Source organism: Sarcina sp. DSM 11001, assembly GCF_900101015.1.
Taxonomy (GTDB): Bacteria; Bacillota; Clostridia; order Lachnospirales; family Lachnospiraceae; genus CAG-791.
This window is the reverse complement of sequence record NZ_FNFZ01000007.1, coordinates 27589-45753: the sequence shown is the minus strand read 5'-3', so window position 1 is coordinate 45753 and position 18165 is coordinate 27589. Positions and strand designations below refer to the sequence as shown.

Annotated in this window: 13 protein-coding genes; 1 reads left to right on the top strand and 12 read right to left on the bottom strand. The window is 54.1% G+C overall.

Features of this window, described 5'->3' with window-relative positions; all coding sequences use genetic code 11:
* Positions 1 to 14 precede the first annotated feature (14 nt).
* Entirely contained in the window at positions 15 to 422 is a 408-nt protein-coding gene (locus BLT02_RS05015) for a PaaI family thioesterase (RefSeq protein ID WP_092992196.1), read from the top strand.
* Positions 423 to 546: 124 nt separating this feature from the next.
* Here the strand turns inward: BLT02_RS05015 and srtB are convergent, their stop codons facing one another.
* The 12 genes from srtB to BLT02_RS04950 all read right to left on the bottom strand — a co-directional run bounded on the left by srtB (position 547) and on the right by BLT02_RS04950 (position 17881).
* Complete coding sequence (gene srtB / locus BLT02_RS05010) at positions 547 to 1314, bottom strand: class B sortase (protein ID WP_092992194.1); 768 nt, start codon at positions 1312 to 1314, stop codon at positions 547 to 549.
* Positions 1315 to 1584: 270 nt separating this feature from the next.
* The gene (locus tag BLT02_RS05000; RefSeq protein WP_092992190.1) at positions 1585 to 3078 is read right to left on the bottom strand and encodes a substrate-binding domain-containing protein; all 1494 of its coding nucleotides are present in this window, start codon (positions 3076 to 3078) and stop codon (positions 1585 to 1587) included.
* A gap of 346 nt (positions 3079 to 3424) precedes the next feature.
* Entirely contained in the window at positions 3425 to 4849 is a 1425-nt protein-coding gene (locus BLT02_RS04995) for an FAD-binding oxidoreductase (protein WP_092992188.1), read from the bottom strand.
* A gap of 361 nt (positions 4850 to 5210) precedes the next feature.
* A complete protein-coding gene (locus tag BLT02_RS04990; RefSeq protein ID WP_347474900.1) occupies positions 5211 to 7319 on the bottom strand; it encodes an efflux RND transporter permease subunit in 2109 nt (702 codons plus the stop codon).
* 342 nt (positions 7320 to 7661) lie between these two features.
* Positions 7662 to 8015, bottom strand: coding sequence for a 50S ribosomal protein L20 (gene rplT / locus BLT02_RS04985; protein ID WP_092992186.1), 354 nt, complete (start codon positions 8013 to 8015; stop codon positions 7662 to 7664).
* Positions 8016 to 8179: 164 nt separating this feature from the next.
* Positions 8180 to 8377, bottom strand: a complete 198-nt coding sequence (rpmI, locus tag BLT02_RS04980; protein WP_092992184.1) for a 50S ribosomal protein L35 — start codon at positions 8375 to 8377, stop codon at positions 8180 to 8182.
* A gap of 139 nt (positions 8378 to 8516) precedes the next feature.
* Positions 8517 to 9050 carry a translation initiation factor IF-3 gene (gene infC / locus BLT02_RS04975; protein WP_092992182.1) on the bottom strand — a complete coding sequence of 178 codons (534 nt, stop codon included), beginning with the start codon at positions 9048 to 9050 and terminating at the stop codon, positions 8517 to 8519.
* A 474-nt stretch (positions 9051 to 9524) separates the two neighbouring features.
* Positions 9525 to 9902, bottom strand: coding sequence for a hypothetical protein (locus tag BLT02_RS04970; RefSeq protein WP_092992180.1), 378 nt, complete (start codon positions 9900 to 9902; stop codon positions 9525 to 9527).
* A gap of 173 nt (positions 9903 to 10075) precedes the next feature.
* Positions 10076 to 11509: an adenylosuccinate lyase gene (gene purB / locus BLT02_RS04965; RefSeq protein ID WP_092992178.1), complete on the bottom strand. Its 1434-nt coding sequence runs from the start codon at positions 11507 to 11509 to the stop codon at positions 10076 to 10078.
* A gap of 42 nt (positions 11510 to 11551) precedes the next feature.
* Positions 11552 to 12391, bottom strand: coding sequence for a hypothetical protein (locus BLT02_RS04960; RefSeq protein ID WP_092992176.1), 840 nt, complete (start codon positions 12389 to 12391; stop codon positions 11552 to 11554).
* A gap of 118 nt (positions 12392 to 12509) precedes the next feature.
* Positions 12510 to 13823, bottom strand: coding sequence for a DUF5716 family protein (locus BLT02_RS04955; protein ID WP_139187418.1), 1314 nt, complete (start codon positions 13821 to 13823; stop codon positions 12510 to 12512).
* Between the two features lie 68 nt (positions 13824 to 13891).
* Positions 13892 to 17881, bottom strand: a complete 3990-nt coding sequence (locus BLT02_RS04950) for a DUF5717 family protein (RefSeq protein ID WP_092992172.1) — start codon at positions 17879 to 17881, stop codon at positions 13892 to 13894.
* Between the last annotated feature and the right edge of the window lie 284 nt (positions 17882 to 18165).

Genomic DNA, 18165 nt, shown 5'->3' with positions numbered 1-18165 from the left:
AGAAAGGGATCCCAATGCGAACATTAGAAGAGGTTAAAGAATTTTTCCAGAACGATGTCTATGCGACAGGGACGACCGGCATCGAGATTCTCGAAGCGCGTCCCGGATATGCAAAGGTATCTCTTTCCATTGACGAGCGGCACATGAACGCCGCAAACCGGGTGATGGGCGCCGTCTATTACACAATGGCGGATTTTGCTTTTGCTGTTGCCAACAATTATGATATGGAAGAAGCAGTTACCGTCACTCTGTCCAGCCAGATCAGCTTCCTGAGTGCCGCAAAAGGCAACAGACTGTTCGCCGAGGCCAGGGTTCTCAAGGAAGGCTACGGAACGACTTTCTACACCGTGGAGGTGATGGATGAACTGGGCACACAGATCGCAATGGTCTCTTCCAGCGGATACCGGATGCACAGAACATAAGACCAGGACATAAGAGCGGTCCCGCACCTTTCTCTGAATAATCTCTGGAAAGGGCAGGACCGCAGCGCGGGTGAACCTCACACTATTGGAGTCACGAGAATTCGCCGGTACTGTTTCAGGAGCGCTACTGGATCGGGATCGGGACCGCGATCACGAGAAAACGCGCATTCTGGAATTCATAGGCACAGGTGGAAAGGACTATGATATTGTACAGCGAATCGATATCATAGGTCACTTTCGGTTTAAAGGTGGATTTCTCCTTCACGCTCCTCAGATAATCCTGCATCTGCTTGGGAGTCTCAAACAGGCTGTAAACAGGATCCTTTTCACCGGCGACATACCCCATGATGAGGTCCAGGCGGTAGTTCTGTGTCGGTGTGAGATACCACATTGTGGGATGTTTGTCATAATATTTCTGGTCTGTATAGTCGTGGAGCATGGCGAACATGGAACCGTCCTTCATATGATGGCCGTACAGGATCGTCGCGGGATCCTTTTGTCCGCGGGTATTGCGGTAGTCTTCAAAAATACAGCCCGCAAAGTTATACTCCTTATTAACCATATGATGCAGGTACAGTTCATTGTCCTCCCCGTGCATGACAGGGTAGTTCACGACTGTGTCCGGGCAGTAGATCCAGCCTGCCACGTCACTGTTCTTTTTGAGAAGCTTGTTAAAATCAACATCGATCGGTGCTGTCTCTACCGGTGCCGGTTTCTCTGCCGCCTTCTCCTCCTTTTTCTCTTCTTTTTTGGTCACAACTTCCTCGGAGGTCCTTTTATACTCCGACCTTCCCTTTTGGTACTCCGAATAAATACTGTACAGCTGGTATCCGCTGTAGAGAAGGACACCGAGAAAAAATATCAGCAGCAAATTTATGATCAGTCTTTTCATTTTGTTCCTTTACACACGCATTCTGTTTCCTGACACATGTTTTCTGTTTCCTGACACACGCGTTCTGTTTCCCGACACACGCGTTCTGTTTCCTGACACATGCATTCTGTTTCCTGACACATGCGGACGGGTGAAGCTGCAGCCTCGCCCGTCCGATCAGCTTTTCTACAATTTCTACACATCCAAAGAAGGCTTTTGCAGATCAATGGAATCTTCTGCAAATCAATGAAGGCCTCTACAGATCAATCAATGAAGGCCTCTACAGATCAATCAATGGAGACGATTTAGCTCCGTCGCTGCCTCCGCGGCAATCTCAGAGGTACTGCCCGCTATCGTCGCCGCCTCCGCGGCTGTCTCGGAAGTACCGCCGGCTTCCACAGCTGCCGCTTCCGCGGCAATCTCAGAGGTACTGCCTGCTATCGTCGCCGCCTTCGCAGCGATCTCCGATGTACTGGCTGCTTCCGCAGCGATCTCTGAGGTACCAGCTTCTTCCGTTGCCGCTTCTGCGGCAGTCTCAGAGGTAGTGCCCGCTTCGGTTGCCGCCTCTGCAGCCGTCTCAGAGGTACTGCCCGCTTCCGTCGCTGCCTCCGCGGCCGTCTCTCCGGTCGCCCCCGCGTCCCTGCTCTCCAAAGCGGTCCGCGTCTTCCAGAGCAGGTCGAGAACTTCCTGCGCGTTTTCCTCCGTTACTTTGAACACAACATTGGAAATCATCTTTTCCGGCAGGTTGCCCTCGATCAGGTCCTTTGCCGCGACAGCCGTCAGACTCGCTTGTTCATAAAAATCCGTAAATGTAGAGCCGCTCATCAGCTTATTGATGATCGCCTCACAGGTCTCTTCATGAGCGGAAGTACCTACGACCAGAATATCCCGTCCGACGAGGCGGTGCCTGAGCTGAACTCCGTCCGCGGCAGCCAGGGCCCTGTCCTCGGTACTGCACAAAATCACTTCGACTTCTTTGCGGTATTCGTTCAGGATGTCCTGTGTATATTGGGAAATTTCCTCAGCATTGCTGCTTTCGGTCTCTCCGAGGACCCGAAGTCTGGAACCAAGATCTTTCGCTGTCTCTTTAAGCGCGCTCTCCGCGGCTTCTCCTCCTCCGATCAGCAATGCGCCGACATGGCCGTCTTCATTAAAATCCAGCCCTTTGTCCGTCCCGCTGTATTCATACAGGACGGCCATCTGGTTGGCGAGCTGCTGTTCATAGGTCGTGCCGATCCAGACTGCGGAGATCCCGCTCTCATTCCAGCGGGCCAGCTCTTCTTGCCCGGGGGCGCAGTTCAGGAAAATCGCGCTCGCACCTGCTTCCGAAATCTGATCCGCGATATCAGGGATTCTTTTATCCGAGACCGGTGAGACGATCACAATAGAGCAGCCTCTGTCCAGACATTCCTGAACCTGTTTACTCTGGCGGCCGCGGCTGCCTGTATGGTCCATCACGAGAATGTTTTCCGGCATAAAGCCCCGAGATGTCAGGGATCTCTCCAGTTCCGGAACAAGCCGTTCATTATCTCCGTATTCAGAATCAGACAGACATATTCCGACGAGGGCTGTCTCAAGCGTCAGAGCAGGCTCCTCCTCAGCTGCTGCCGTAGCAGCCGTCTGCGCTGTCTCCGCCATCTCCTTCTCCATCGAGACCGTCATGTCCTCTGAAGCAGTCTCTGCAGCAGGAGCCGGCTCATTTCCTTTGCATCCCGCAATGGCAAGCATGATCAGGAAAATGCCAGCAGCCTTCCATATCCGGTTAAATATCTTTTCTTTATGCATGCCGGTCCTCCTCGTTCACAACTCTTCAATTTTTTATTATAACAATTTCGCACGAAAAAAGATACAGAAAACGGTGCAGAAATGACGCAGAATATGACGCAGGCAATGATGTCCCCCGCAGCTAAGGCAGTAACGCAGCAGAGCGGGACCGCAGCCATAGCTGCAGTCCCGCTCTGTTTTATTTTAAACAATTCTATTTAAACAATTCTGTTTCCCGGCAGTTTCCTTCTTAAAAGTTCTTACTCGAGGTTCTTACTCAAGTCTTTTACTCAAGCTTCCTGCTCAAGGTTCTTACTCAGGTTTCTTACTCAAGCTTCCTGTCCGGGTTTTTCCTGACCCGTTTTTCTTACTCGAGAGGGTAGCAGACCTTGCCAGGGTTAAGGATAAGGTTGGGATCGAAGACCTTCTTGATGCCGTACATAAGGTTAACACTGGTTTCGCCGATGCACTCGCGCAGATATTTGATCTTGCCGCGGCCGATGCCGTGCTCGCCGGATACCAGACCGCCGATCGCTGTTGCCTGTTTGTACAGTACGTTGAAGTACTTGTCGACACGTTTCTTGAACTCTTCCTCTTCCAGGTCATTGCTGCACTGATAGATGTGAAGGTTGCCGTCGCCGGCGTGGCCGAAGCTCTTGATCTCCAGGCCGCACTCTTTGCCGTAGGCATTTGCGAAATTCAGGAACTCAGCGATCTTGGTGATGGGAACGACAACGTCGCACTCGTCAAGAAGCTTGGTCTCGGCCTCGATCGCCTCAAGGAAACCGGAACGGGCTGCCCATGCGTCTCTGATCTTGGTGGGGCTGTCAGCAACGAGAACGTCGATGGCGCCGGCAGAGAGAACCAGCTCGCAGCACTCCTCGACCTTGGCCATGACTTCATCCTCTGTCTTGCCGTCGAAGGTGATCAGCAGATATGCGCCGACCTCCTGGCCGTCCATCTCCTTCGGGAATGTGCTCTTGCCGATGAAGCGCTCACTGGACAGGACGATCTCTCTCTCCATGAACTCCAGAGCCTGGGGATCCAGCTGTGCGTTCTTGATCTTCGGAACAGTGGCAATAGCTGTTTCCAGATCAAGGAAAGGAACAACGAGGGAAACAACTACCTTGGGAGCAGGAATGATCTTGAGCGTGAGCTCGGTGATGATGCCCAGAGTACCCTCGGAGCCGATCATCAGGTTGAGCAGGCTGTATCCGGTAGAGGTCTTGCTGACCTGCGCGCCAAAATCCACGACCTCGCCGGTAGGAAGGACAACCTTCATGGCACGGACATAGTCACGGGTCGCGCCATACTTGACGGCACGCATGCCGCCTGCGTTGGTGGAGACGTTGCCGCCGAGGCATGCAAACTTCTCGCCGGGATCCGGGGGATACAGAAGGCCCTGCCTGGTGCAGTCCTCAGCCAGATCATTCAGCAGAACACCGGGCTGGACGCGGACAATCATGTTATCAAGATCATACTCAAGAATCTGGTTCATTTTCTGGGTATCAATCATGACACCGCCGAGCATTGCGACACTGGCGCCGACCAGGCCGGTACCTGCGCCACGAGGGGTAACGGGAATCAGATTCTCGTTGCAGATCTTCATGACTGCTGAGATTTCTTCCGTCGTCAGAGGCTGAATGAGGACATCGGGCATCTTTTTGCCGTAGATCGGCATCTCGTCACGCATGTAATCCTCATTGATATCAGCGCCTGTAAAAACATGATCCGGTGCAGCAAGCTTAAGCTGCTCAATAATTTCGGGGGTTACCTGATTGTACTGAGCCATAAATGATTGCCTCCTTTTATATATTTATTTAAAAATGATATTATGTTCCGTACTACTGCATAAGCAGTACTACCCCTGTTTTCGACCATAACATCCCCTTTTACAGCCGATAGTAGTTCTCAACTCATTATAGAACAAGAAAAATACAAATTCAATTGAAAATGATGTCTTCATTTATTAATTTGTACTAAATAAATTTCGAAAATCGTTCATTTTTTGACATAAACAGCCTATCCATTTCTCTGGTCATCCACAACGTTTTTTACAATATGCATACATCAAAGTTAAACAGTCCGCGGATAACTGTTTTACAAAAATGCAACCGTTTTTTGCGTTACATATATTACATATAGATCAAAACTTAAACAGTCTGCGGATGACTGCTTCCGGGATCCGTCTTCTGACTGCGCCTGTTCCTGAATCCGGCGGTCGTCCGGATGATGAGGCCGTCAAAGATCATGTACATGGCGGGCATCAGGAAAATGACCGAGGCCATGCTCACAAGAGCCCCTCTGGCCAGGAGGGTACAGATCGATCCGATCATGTCCACGCGGGAGTAGGCGGAGACACCAAAGGTCGCCACGAAGAAGCTGCAGCCGCTGGTCAGGATGGACAGAATGCAGGTCCTGTGGGCGATCGACACAGCCTCCTCTTTTGTCTTGCCGGCCATGCGCTCAGTCAGGTAGCGGTTTGTCATCAGGATGGCGTAATCGACCGTCGCGCCCAGCTGGATCGTCCCGATGACAATGCTGGCGACAAAAGCCAGGCTGATGTGCTGATAATAAGGCACCGCCATATTGACATTGATGGCAAACTCTATGACCAGCACCAGGAGGAAGGGGAGGGAGATCGACTTAAAGACCAGCAGGATGATGACAAAAATCGCCGCCATCGAGAGGAGGTTGACCCTCTGGATATCGACATTGGTCGTCTCCTCCAGATCCTTCATCATAGGGGCTTCGCCGATGACCAGGGCATCCGGATCCCGGGTTTTGACGATCTCATTGATCTTAGCGATCTGGGCGTTCACCTCCGGGGTCGCCTCGGTGTATTTGGAGACGACCAGGCCCATCTCATGCTTATCGCTCCGGAGCTTGTCCGAAAGTTCCTGAGGAATCAGTTCCTCCGGGATCAGGGGGCCGACCATGGAGGGCAGGCTCAGCGTGAATTTCACTCCGTCCACGTCCTCGATCTGTGTAAAAATATCCCTTTTGGTCTTCCTGTCCAGGTCCCTGCTCATGACGATCATGTGGGTCGTGTGCATATGAAAAGTCTTTTCCAGTTTATCGTTGGCTATGTTGCTGAGGATATCGTCCGGAAGAGACTGCGCGATATTATAGTAAACACTGACATTTTTACTGCCATACAGAGCGGGTCCGGCCAGAAGGGCAAAGATCAGGATCCAGATCCGGTAGTGGCGGATGATAAACGCGCTGATGCTCCCCAGGTCGGGAATGATCCGCCTGTGAGAGGTTTTTTCTATGGCGCCGTCAAACACCAGGATCATGGCAGGCAGTATGGTGACGCAGCACAGGACACCGATCAGGACACCCTTGGACATGACGATGCCGATGTCCCTGCCCAGGGCGAAGGTCATAACGCAGAGAGCCAGGAATCCGGCGACAGTGGTGACGGAGCTTCCCACAACAGAGCGGAAGGTCTGGCTGATGGCGATACCCATCGCCTTGTCCCTGTCCTCCGGGTATTTCCGCTTGTTTTCTTCATAGCTCTCCAGCAGAAAGATCGAATAGTCCATCGTGACAGCCAGCTGAAGCACCGCAGTCAGGGCCTGGGTGACGTAGGAAATGGAACCCAGGAAAAAATTGCTGCCCAGATTATACAGAATGGAAAGGCCGATCCCCAGAAGGAAGAAAAACGGCACAATATAGGATTCCGTGGTCAGTTCCAGGACTATAAAGCTCAGGATCGCCGCGATCACCACGTAGACCGGCAGCTCCTGGAGACACAGATCCTTGATATCCGTGACAATACCCGTCATTCCTCCGATAAAGCACCGCTCATCGGCGATGCGGCGCATCTGCGTCAGGGCAGACATGGCCTCGTCCGAGGAAGTCGTGTCGTCGTAGAACACGACCATCAGCTGGGCGTCCCCGTTGATGAACTTACTGCGGATGTTGTCGGGCAGGATCTCTGTGGGGATCGATATATCCATCACCTCCCCGTACCAGAGCACACTCTTGACATGGTCGATCTGGTCGAACTCATCGGCAAGCTTCTGGACCTCCTTCATGGGCATCCCTTCAACGACGCACATGGCAAAGGCCCCGGTTCCGAACTCATCCACCATCAGGTCCTGCCCTCTGACTGTCTCCAGCGAATCCGGCAGGTAACTGAGCAGGTCATAGTTGACCCTTGTCCCGACGATCCCGATCACCGAGGGGATCAGAAGCAGTGCGCCGGCGAGCAGGATAAGGATCCTCATTTTCGCAATCCATTCACCAAGTTTCAATTTGACACTTCCTTTATTGTTTCTATGTATTATTTCTGTGCTGATCTTGTTTCTTTCCAAATAATTATGAATTATTAAGGCAAATGTACTATAACAAACCTTTTATGCAGATGGAATAAACAATCCAAAAAGTTTGTCTACCTGATGGCCCCAGGTATTGCGCGATCAGGCGGGTTTCCCTTTTTGCGCGCGTATCCCACGTCTGAAGTCAAGGGTATTACGCAATGAATAATAAAACCCGTCTCGGCCGCAAAGGCAGAGACGGGTTCTCATTTAAAGCTTTTTATACTTTAGTATATTTATATATATTATCTATTATCTGTTTACAGATTTAAGCTGTTTTCAGGCATTGGCCTTTGCCATCTCGGCGAGAGCTGCGAAACCTGCGCCGTCATTGACTGCGAGCTCAGCGAGCATCTTGCGGTTGATCTCGATGCCTGCAGCCTTGAGGCCGTGCATCATCTGGCTGTAGGAGATTCCGTTGATCCTTGCAGCTGCATTGATACGGGTGATCCAGAGCCTGCGCATATCTCTCTTGCGCTGCTTACGGCCGGCAAATGCGGAAGCCATAGCACGCATAACGGACTGCTTGGCGATCCTGTACTGCTTGGAACGAGCGCCCCTGTAACCCTTTGCCAGCTTTAATACTCTTTTATGTTTCTTTTTCGCGTTGATCGCGCCTTTAATCCTTGCCATTTCTTATACCTCACATTCCTGAATATCCGGTTGTATGTCCTCAGGCCGCTGTCCTCTTTTGTGTCGCACAGCCTCATGCCTCAGGCCAGTATTCTCTTATTTCGTCCTGTGTCTTCGGGTCACTGTCTCTTTCCTGTCATCCTGTGCAGCAGACTGTCACTGGATCAAAGATAAGGCATAACCTTCTTCATGTTCTTGACGTTTGTCTGATCGAGAATTGTGGACTGACGAAGAGTTCTCTTCCTCTTTGTGGACTTCTTGGTCAGGATGTGACGCTTATAGGCTTTAAATCTCTTGATCAGGCCGGTGCCGGTAGTTTTGAAACGCTTTGCAGCGGCTCTCTTAGTCTTCATTTTAGGCATAGTCTTTCCTCCTTAGCTTATGTGCACGCTTGCTACAGATACTGCTATTCTTCTTCTGGTGCATGCAGAAAAATCAGCTGCAGCGATTCCTGAATATCTTAACTGTTCTTCCAAAACGGGGGACCGCAGCTTAAGCGGTTCAGCGCTTTTCAGCTAAAAACATGGTCATGGATCTTCCCTCAACGCGGGGTGCCTTCTCTACGGTCGCGCAGTCTGTCAGCGCGTCGGCAAAATCAGAGAGGATATGGGCACTGGAATTCATGTGCGCCATCTCGCGTCCGCGGAATCTGAGTGTGATCTTCACCCGGTTTCCCTTTGTCAGGAACTTTCTTGCCGCATTGACCTTTGTCGCCAGGTCATTGGTATCGATATTGGGAGAAAGGCGGATCTCCTTGATCTCCACAGTATGCTGCTTGCGCTTGGCATCCTTTTCCCGGCGGGTCTTTTCGTACTTGTATTTACCGTAATCAATAATCTTGCATACGGGAGGTTTCGCATTCGGTGAGATCTTGACCAGGTCAAGGTTCGCTTCCTCTGCAAGCTTAAGAGCATCTCTTGAGGACATGATCCCAAGCTGTTCTCCGCTGGCGGAAATCACGCGGACTTCTCTGTCGCGGATCCTCTCATTAATAAACAAATCGTCTCTGTCTCTGTCTCTATTATTTATCTTCATAACCTCCGCGCAATGTGTCTGCGCAACAAAAAACAGTGGCGCATAGCTCCACTGTCCCAACCATACAGCCGGTCTCTTCCGCAGATCCGCGCCGCCAGGCCCGGACACACACCTTAATCGTGCGTTCCCGCCATCGGGCAGTTCCCTGCGTTAACCGACATCTATGAACACCAGAAGCCTCAGCCGCTGGGTGAGAGTGTAGCTCTGCTTGATTGTATGCAAATGCCTCCCGGCACAAAGGGTATACTAACATCGCTGAAAAAGAATGTCAATAACCTTTTCCGGGTTTTTTAAGGGTTTTTGTTACAGTACAGACTCCCTCGAAACTCGAGGTGTTTTTCGCGGCTTTTTCGCGAAAAACCCGAGTTTTACGGCGAAAATCCCATCGCGAAGCGATTTGGAATGGGATTTTCGCAAGCTGCAGTACACGCCCTCGATAGGGCGTGTACTGCAGCGGTTTTTCAGCCCCGGGTTTTACGTCCCTTCTTTATTGTTTACGTTCCGGGAAGTTCCGGAGCTGACTCCTTCCTGACCCTTATCCATCTCCTTCGCGACAGCTTCCTCCATCTTTCTCCTCTCCTCAGGATTTGAATTGAGGAGGTCAAGGCTGGCTATACTTTTTTTGTGCCGCAGGAAACCGACGCACCAGATCACGACCCACAGGAAAATAGGGACAAAGATCGTCATGCCAAAGCAAAAGCGCAGGAGCCGAGTACTCCTCTCATCACCCAGGACCGCCAGCACAAAGGTGACAATGTACATACCGACAAGCAGTACGATCGCTGCTATCGCCGCGATCCGCTGCAGGGGAGAAACGGCAGGTGAGCCTGTCCCTGTTTTTTCTCTGTCCATCTATTCTCCTTCCAGATCATTTTCAGGTCCTTTAAAGAATCATTTTCAGATCATTTAAAGGACCTTTTTATGGATCATTTACAGATTATCTAAAGGACCTTTTTACAGATCATTTACAGTCCGTCTGTAGGACCTTTTAAAAATCATTTAAAGATTCCATTAAGAAAGCTTCCTCAGACCTTGATATCCGCTTCGACGCCGAGAAGGCTGCTGTTGGCATCCAGGATCGGGCGGATGACCTCGTTCAGATAGCGTTCCACCTGGTGGGGGGCGCAGCCGATATAGCGCGCGGGATCCATGGTCTTTTCCAGCTCCTCCAGCGTCATTCCGAAGGCGGGATCCGCAGCGATCAGCTCGAGGAGGTTGTTGTCGAGTCCCTCCTCCTTGACGCGGCGCCCTGCCTGCATGGACAGGGTCCGGATCCGCTCATGGAGCTCCTGGCGGTCTCCGCCCGCCTTGACTGCGTCCATCATGATGTTTTCCGTCGCCATAAAAGGAAGCTCGCTGCGCAGGTGCTTTTCAATAACCTTCGGATAGACCTTCAGACCGTCCGTGACATTGAGGCACAGGTCCAGAATGCCGTCGATCGCAAGGAAGCCCTCGGGGACAGAGATCCGCTTGTTGGCGGAATCATCCAGGGTCCTCTCAAACCACTGTGTGCCGGCGGTCACTGCGGGATTGAGCACGTCTACCATCACATAGCGGGCGAGGGAGCAGATGCGCTCACTCCGCATGGGATTGCGCTTGTAAGCCATGGCTGAAGAGCCGATCTGGGTCTTCTCGAAGGGCTCCTCCACCTCCTTGAGGTGCTGGAGGATACGGATGTCCGTCGCCATCTTCATAGCCGCGGAAGCTGTGATGGCCAGCGCATTCACTACGATCGTGTCGAGAAGGCGGGGATAGGTCTGGCCGGAGACGGAGAAGCAGCGGTCAAATCCCATTTTTTCCGCCAGCATGGGATCCAGTCTGTCCACCTTGTCCAGGTCTCCGTCAAAGAGCTCCAGGAAGGAGGCCTGCGTTCCGGTCGTTCCCTTGCTTCCCAGAAGCCTCAGGCTGCCTGCGGCATGCTCCACCTCTGCCAGCGCAAGTTCAAATTCCTGCATCCACAGGGTGGCTCGTTTGCCGACCGTGGTCGGCTGCGCGGGCTGGAAATGGGTGAAGCCCAGGGTCGGCAGGGCTTTGTAGGTATCCGCGAAATCAGCAAGCTTGGCCAGGACGTTGATCAGCTTTTTGCGCACCAGCTGCAGGGCGTCCCTCATAAGGATAATATCCGTGTTGTCGCCCACATAGCAGCTCGTCGCCCCCAGGTGGATGATCCCTTTCGCCTTCGGGCACTGCAGGCCGTAGGCGTAAACATGACTCATGACATCGTGCCGGACTACCTTTTCCCTGGCGCGGGCATCCTCATAATTAATGTCCTCCGCATGGGCTTTCAGTTCCTCGATCTGTTCATCCGTGATCGAAATTCCCAGCTCCTGCTCGATCTCCGCCAGGGCGATCCAGAGCTTTCTCCATGTCCGGAATTTCTTGTCCTGTGAAAAAATGTACTGCATCTGGCTGCTCGCGTACCGCTCGGAGAGCGGGCTCATGTATTTGTCTGTGGCCATTGCTGTTTCCTTTCTGTAAATCTTTTGGTCGTCGTTAAAGTGTCAGACCGATGCGGTCACTCTCGCCCTGTAGTCTTCCTGCATCCCCTTGAGGGTGTGCCCCAGCCTGGAGGAGAAGGCCTCATCCTGCTTTTCCCTTTTCAGCTGGCGGAGCCTGCGGAGCTGACGGCTCTCGCTGCCGGACTTGTAACGGCTCTCCGCCTTGGCGGCGCGCTGTTCCACCTGATAAGCGCTCTCGTAGAACTGTGGATTCTGCTCCAGGAACTTCCGGTATTCGTTCCCGTCCATATACATATACAAAGAGGCTACATACCAGAACGCATGCTCCGGCATCGGGGAAAGCTCCCAGGCCCTGCCGAAACAGTCTGCAGCCCGCTCAAACAGGAAACTGTCCGCGTAATGAAGTCCTTTTTCCTTCCAGATCTGGGCCCTGGTGCCGCGCTCCATATCCGGGAGCCTGTCCAGCAGCTCTGTATAGGTGTTCTGCGCTTTCCGCATGTGCCCTTTGGCGGCCAGAGCCTGCGCTCTGGCAAGTTCTTTATTGATGGACTCCATTCCGCCGCCCGCTTCCATCCTCGAGAGGACTTTTGCGTTCTCACCGGGAGGAAGGCAGGCGCACTCGCGCAGGATCGTCCCGACAAATTCCTTTGGCGTGCGGTGGGCTCTCAGCTGTCCGCGCAGAAGCCGGGCCAGTTCGTGGAGACCGCAGGACTCGGACAGCCAGTCCGCCAGAGCCGGATCCATGATCTCCGCGTCCATAAAATCCGCGCACTGCGCAAGGGAATAGCACAGTTCTTCCGCGGAATACACGCTGCGCTCGATCTTCCGTATTCTGTAAGGCGTATCGGCGAGCTTTCCCGCCACTGTCAAGATTCTTCCCATAAACAAAGACTCCTGTAAGCAGTTTTTTATCTGTTTTCTACACCCTTTTTTACATTGCTTCCACTATGCTTCTCACACTGTTTTTCACAATGCCTCTCACACTGCTTTTACCATCGTATTATACTTCGAAGGTCTCTTCCCAGACGCCCCCTCCTGTGGGAAAAATATCCCCGAAACCCAGGTCCGTGATCTGGACTCTGAGCCGGCCGGCAGCCGGCATGGTCAGGACCACGCGCAGGCGGGTCGTTCTGTCCGGTCTGTCCGGGATCCCGTCCAGATGGACAGTCAGCTCCTGCGCTTCGCCTCCCGTCACGGGGGTTCTGAGCAGGCTGAACTCCTTGCCGTTTTCAAGGATAAAGTCCTCTTCCACTTCCGCATTATACCACTTCACGCCGGCATCCAGAAGGACATGATACCCCAGCTGTTCGCGGAGCACAACCTCGATGCCGATATTTGAACGGAGAGCATCCCCGGCGAGAAAGACACTGTCCTGGATCTCGGAGGGCCTGTCCACATGCAGCAGGGCGCTGTAGGCCGCCCCTTTGCTGAACAGGTTTTCACCCTGAAATACCCGGCGTCCCCTGCACAGGCAGACTGCTCCTTCCCTCAGCCATCCTCCTTCGAAGCCCTCGCCTGTCAGATAGACGGCGGACGCCTCGTTCTGCTGGAGGACCTCCTGAACAGCCAGAGTGAACTCCCTGTCCTTTCCGACCTTCTGGAGACCCGGATCGATCCTGCGGTCCTGCCTCTGGGTCCAGTAGACCACAGGGTTTGTCCTGCGGTTGTACAGGAGAGTGGAAAAAGAAACAGCGCCGTCCGCGCCGTATTCACACAGGAGCATCCCTGTCCTGCGCTGCTCCGCATCCTGCATGAGCATGTAGCTGTAAAAAGATTCCTCGTGGCTTTCGCAGATGACCTTCTGCAGCCCCAGGTCGAGGCGGCTGAAGGCGCGTACAAGGATCTGCTCAAGCTCATAATCCATATCGGGGGCTGTGAAAGCGACGGCAGCGATCAGGTCAGGTGTGATCTCCGGTTCCAGCAGGGCAAGGCATCTGCGGAGATACAGGGCCAGCAGAGCCCCCGCGCTGTATTCCTCTCCCTCCAGAAGGATATTGGCGTCCTTACGGGCTTTTTTCAAAAGGTCTTTTACCGCAGTTCCCTCTCCGGCCTGGTCTGCTTCCAGGGCATCATAGCCGGCGAGCCACACCGATGAATCCTTCAGCCTGCAGAGGGCTGTCGGTATATTGTAGGCCTCCTGTCCCGCTGCTGTGGAATAAGTGACAGGTTCACGCGACACCCCTCCCGTAGCCGCGTTTACAAAACCGCGCCCGAAACGGGCTTTTTTATTATAAAGATAAGAAATCTGGCAATATTCATCCGTGAGGTCGATCCCCAGCATGTATTTGCCTGCAGGCGATTTCGAAATAATCATATGATGTCATCCTGTTCCGGGGGCCTCTTATGAGCCCCCCTCTGGTGATCTGTTCCACGGACAGAGTGTTATCTCCGGAACAGTTCACTCTCCAGATAACTCCTCCGGTAATATCCCGTCAGGAGCTCCAGCGCTTCATCGTACTCCCGCAGCGCCGCTGCCCGCGTCGTATCATTGATCAGGCCGAACCGGCCGGAACAGCTTTCCGGAATCCGGGCGTCCTGCCCGACCGTCCCGCTCTGGACCACATTTTTCTCAGCAGCATCATCTGTAATATAATAATGCATCTGCTCTCCGTAAAAAAGCACGAATCCGGAGACAAAAAAGTCTCTGTACATTTCCTTCATGGGGCGGGCGCGGTAGTTCCCCGCCTCTCCTCTGCGGGATGCCGCGTAATGAAAGACGATGTGTCTGCCCCTGCCGTCGTCCGGAGAAGCGGGATGATACTGGACAAGGGTCTCCTCGGCATAGAGATCCAGCCTGTCGTCATATCCCGGGAACTGCCTGTAAAAAGGGAAGATGATCTCTCTGGAAAGAAGGGCCGCCAGCGATGCCTGCGCAGCTGCCTTCTCTCTCTCTGTGATCTCTTCATGCCGCATGGACAGCTCCTTCAGGTAGGCGATCCGGCAGATATCCGCCGGTCTGTCCCCTTCCTCCAGCAGAAGTCCGGCGATGAGATCCGTCATGCGGACACCCAGGGAGAGGCCGTTGGAAAAAGCGTAGTCCGCATACTGGGCGACAGCAGGCAGAAAGACGTCTCCCAGCCTCCCGGCGGCGCTGACGATCACCTGAGCGGCGCCAGGTCCCGAGCTGCCGCTGTAAAGGATCTGCCGTATGATCCTCTGCTCCAGATCGTTGGTGGGGAGACCGGCTTCCGTACACGCCCTCCTCAGATCCAGGAGTTCCTCCGAAAGACCTGTAAATTCCGCCGCCAGCCTTTCGAGCAGGACACTGTCCCTGTTTCCCCGCACAAAAGCCTCCCAGGCGGAGGAGACCACAACATCCTGCACGTTTCCTTCCCAGAGTACTCCCGTGCAGGCCCTGGCAAGAAGGCCGGAACTGATCTTGTCAGGCCCGAATGCTCCGAGCCAGCGCACAGCCTCCTCATTTTCCCCGGCATCCAGAAGATACCCGAGGAGCCTCTCCCTCTCCGATTCACTGCAGCGCATAGGCTGTACCCTGGAAAGGAAGAAACGAACCAGTTCTCCTGCATCCCCGCTCTGCCTGCCGCATCGCTCCAGGCACAGCAGGATGAGCTTTGTATGCGCCGCGAAAGTGAGCAGGCCGCTGTCCAGAAGACGTCCTGCAGCCTCCATTGTCTCCTGACCGTACCTGAGACGGATCCCGGAGCGGCTGCCAAATCCCACCCATTGCGCAAGAGCGTAAGGATTCTCCGTCAGTTTTGCCGGTCCTGACGGGGCAGAAAGCAGGGTTATGTCCTGTCCGTTATCCTGCAGCGCTGATTCCATGTCCTCTTTCACATCCAGCGCATAGGGCAGGCTCTTTGCGCAGCGGTTTCCCGCTGCGTCTTCCAGGAAAACAGTATTCGCGTCCCCATAGACAGGGAGAAAAGCCACTCCGTCCTTGATGGGAAAGACCTGCTCGCCGCGGAACCGGTCATAGACAAGTACAGCCCTGACGGCGCGGGAAGCCGTTGTCCTTAATACAGCGTTTCTGCCGGCAGGCATCCGATAAACCGCATCATCAGCCGGCACGCTCTGGCGCCAGCTCTCTTCCAGCGTGGTCAGGCTCACGTTGTTTTCAATCGCTCTGGTATACCATTTGTGGGCCTGCGCGGAAATGTCCTGCCTGCGCACCAGAAGGATACAGATCGCGCGCAGGATCCGGGTCCTGATCAGGCTGCCGGATTCCGGCCCGGCTGCGGGACTTTCCTCCCGGGTCCCGGAATCCGGAGAATCCTCAGTATCCTCCCCGCTGTCCCAGATCTCATAAGCCGCACAGAGCCCCCTGTACAGGAGCTTGGAAAAGATCTTCTTTTTTTCCGCGAGAGTGATCATCACCTCGGCAGCTTCCGGGGTCAGGACATAATTTCGCGCCGCGTACCAGAGTACGTGGAGGCCGAAATCGTCCCTGGCCCAGCGCTCCTGGACACTGCTGCCGGGCAGCAGGATCTGGGGGTTTTGGCGCACCATCTCCCACGCTTCGATCCAGATCACCGGGCTGGAACAGCCGCTCTCAAACTGGTGCCGGAGGAAATTCCACCGCGCACTGGTCCCGGGGGCATACTCTTCGGACAGGTCCATCAGCATCCAGGCGATCCGCCAGTCCCCGTTCTGCCGGTATACTCCGTGCAGGAAACGGACGACCCGGGAGCGGAGCTGTACATCGTCCATATGGCAGCGGGCAAACAGATACTGCCGGTAACAGTAGGCTCCCTCTTTTTCTCCTGTAAAACGGGCGGAAAAATTCTGCGCGTCATCCTGGCCCGCATATCTGGCGGCGATCCTGGTGAGCACCCGGGCTGCTTCTGTATACTGCTTTCTCAGGATCAGCAGGTGGACGACGAAAAGACGCGGCACCAGATCCTTGTGGCTGCGGATCGAGATCTCCTCGATCAGCTTTTCCGCCTGCAGAAGCCTGTCTTCAGGGTGCTGCCCCCTGTCCCCGGGATACTGCTGTTCAAGGCGGTAATCCGTATACAGGCGCATCAGCTGCAGCTGGAGAAGCCTGAGCTCACTCTCCTGACGACGTCTCACGGGGGAGACATTTGAACTGCAGTGCACTTCAACAGGGACCTCGGCATCATTGAAGGGACCTCTGAGCAGGATCCTCCCGAAATTTCTCCCTGCGTGCAGCGCGGCGCGGTTGACAGGGATCCTGACGGTAAAAACCGTCTCGGCAGCAGATACCGCCTGCCCCGCAAAAGGCCCTGCCTGACTCGCGGAAGGCCTCTCCTGACTCGCGGAAGGCCTCTCCTGACTCACGGAAGTTCCGGCCTGTCCTGCAGCAGATCCTGCCTGCCCTGCAAAAGATCCCGGCTGACTCGCAGAAAGCCCGGTCTGTTCCTTCGAAGGTTCTGCCTCACGGACAGGCGCGATGGACACATCCTCTGCACTGGATTTCTTTTCTGCCGGAATACCTGTATCGGCACTGCTCTCCTGCACAGGTTTTTTCCCTGTCTGGGGCACGCTGAAAGGAGCTGTGGGAAGAAACCTCCCCTCAGCCCTGATCTGCAGTTCAGAGAATCCCGATCCGATCTTTCTGATCCCGAGATTCATGTAGACCAGGTCCTCCTGCGCGGGGGCTTTGCGCTGCGCAGGCGCCCCGCCCAGTCCACTGCTGCGCACTCTCTGCCGGTGGGCTTCCAGCGCCCGCTCCGCCCGGGTCCCGGCCATGCGTCCTTCCGTCCTGCCGGCCCTGCCCTGCACCTGCAGGACCAGGGTTTCCACTGCGGGTTCGTAAATTGTCTTTTCCATCCCGCAGGCGGCGATGAGGAATTCTTCCATATTCTGCAGATTCCCCTCCTTCATGGAGAGGCCTCTGTACAGCGTCCTGTCCTCCTCCGTTGTCAGGATATTCTCAAACCTGCCGCTGTAAAAAAAGCCTGCAGCCTTCATCGGATCCTTCCCGGCAAGGGCCGCAAACTGCTCCTTTGATAATATTTCCAGGCGGGCCGGGTCTTTTTCCGGAATGTCTTTGTCCCAGATCCCGGGTTCCTTTTTGCGCAGCAGTTCTCCCTTTCCGGAAATCTCCGCGCAATAGGGGATCCTGTATTCGCCGAAAGGAGAAATCACACGAAAGAAACCGCGGACAGTCCTGCCCGGCGCGATCCCCCTGGCATCAAACTGCCAGCGTATAAAGCCGGTTCCGTCCGCTCCGGGGGCAAACTGCTCACGCATAGCCCGCATGCAGGGTCCGGAAGAATATACATATCCCCGGGAGGGTTTTCCCGCCTTGTGCCTCACGCGGATCACCCCTTCCCGGCCGGTTCCGGTTTCCATCTCAAAGGCCAGCTCCGAAGGCTCAAAGGCCAGCCCGGCATCCGGTACATGAAAAGCCTCGCCCTGCATGTTTTCTTTTGTGTAAAAATCTCTCATCACAATAACAATTCCCCTTTCCGGACCGGTACGGCCAAAGTCCGTCAAGGGGAATTATAACACACTTTTATTTTTGATGGGACTCTGTGTTACCGCAGGCCTCCCGAAATCACTCCCGGGGCTAAATGAGGGTGCAGCCGAATGAACCTGCTCCACTCGGATTTTGCGTTGTAGACCACGCACACAATAAGGCCTCGAATTTCGAGACAGTCCGAACTATAACATGAGCCTGCCAGACTGACTTTCTCTGCATCGTCTGAAGCAAAGCAACACCATCAATACCG

What these genes read in the sequence shown, in the direction of transcription:
- BLT02_RS04960 (WP_092992176.1), bottom strand. Translation starts at nt 12,391, where the DNA reads ATGGGAAGAATCTTGACAGTGGCGGGAAAGCTCGCCGATACGCCTTAC.
- BLT02_RS04970 (WP_092992180.1), bottom strand. Translation starts at nt 9,902, where the DNA reads ATGGACAGAGAAAAAACAGGGACAGGCTCACCTGCCGTTTCTCCCCTG.
- BLT02_RS04950 (WP_092992172.1), bottom strand. Translation starts at nt 17,881, where the DNA reads ATGAGAGATTTTTACACAAAAGAAAACATGCAGGGCGAGGCTTTTCAT.
- rpmI (WP_092992184.1), bottom strand. Translation starts at nt 8,377, where the DNA reads ATGCCTAAAATGAAGACTAAGAGAGCCGCTGCAAAGCGTTTCAAAACT.
- purB (WP_092992178.1), bottom strand. Translation starts at nt 11,509, where the DNA reads ATGGCCACAGACAAATACATGAGCCCGCTCTCCGAGCGGTACGCGAGC.
- BLT02_RS05015 (WP_092992196.1), top strand. Translation starts at nt 15, where the DNA reads ATGCGAACATTAGAAGAGGTTAAAGAATTTTTCCAGAACGATGTCTAT.
- rplT (WP_092992186.1), bottom strand. Translation starts at nt 8,015, where the DNA reads ATGGCAAGGATTAAAGGCGCGATCAACGCGAAAAAGAAACATAAAAGA.
- infC (WP_092992182.1), bottom strand. Translation starts at nt 9,050, where the DNA reads ATGAAGATAAATAATAGAGACAGAGACAGAGACGATTTGTTTATTAAT.
- BLT02_RS04995 (WP_092992188.1), bottom strand. Translation starts at nt 4,849, where the DNA reads ATGGCTCAGTACAATCAGGTAACCCCCGAAATTATTGAGCAGCTTAAG.
- BLT02_RS05000 (WP_092992190.1), bottom strand. Translation starts at nt 3,078, where the DNA reads ATGCATAAAGAAAAGATATTTAACCGGATATGGAAGGCTGCTGGCATT.
- BLT02_RS04955 (WP_139187418.1), bottom strand. Translation starts at nt 13,823, where the DNA reads ATGATTATTTCGAAATCGCCTGCAGGCAAATACATGCTGGGGATCGAC.
- srtB (WP_092992194.1), bottom strand. Translation starts at nt 1,314, where the DNA reads ATGAAAAGACTGATCATAAATTTGCTGCTGATATTTTTTCTCGGTGTC.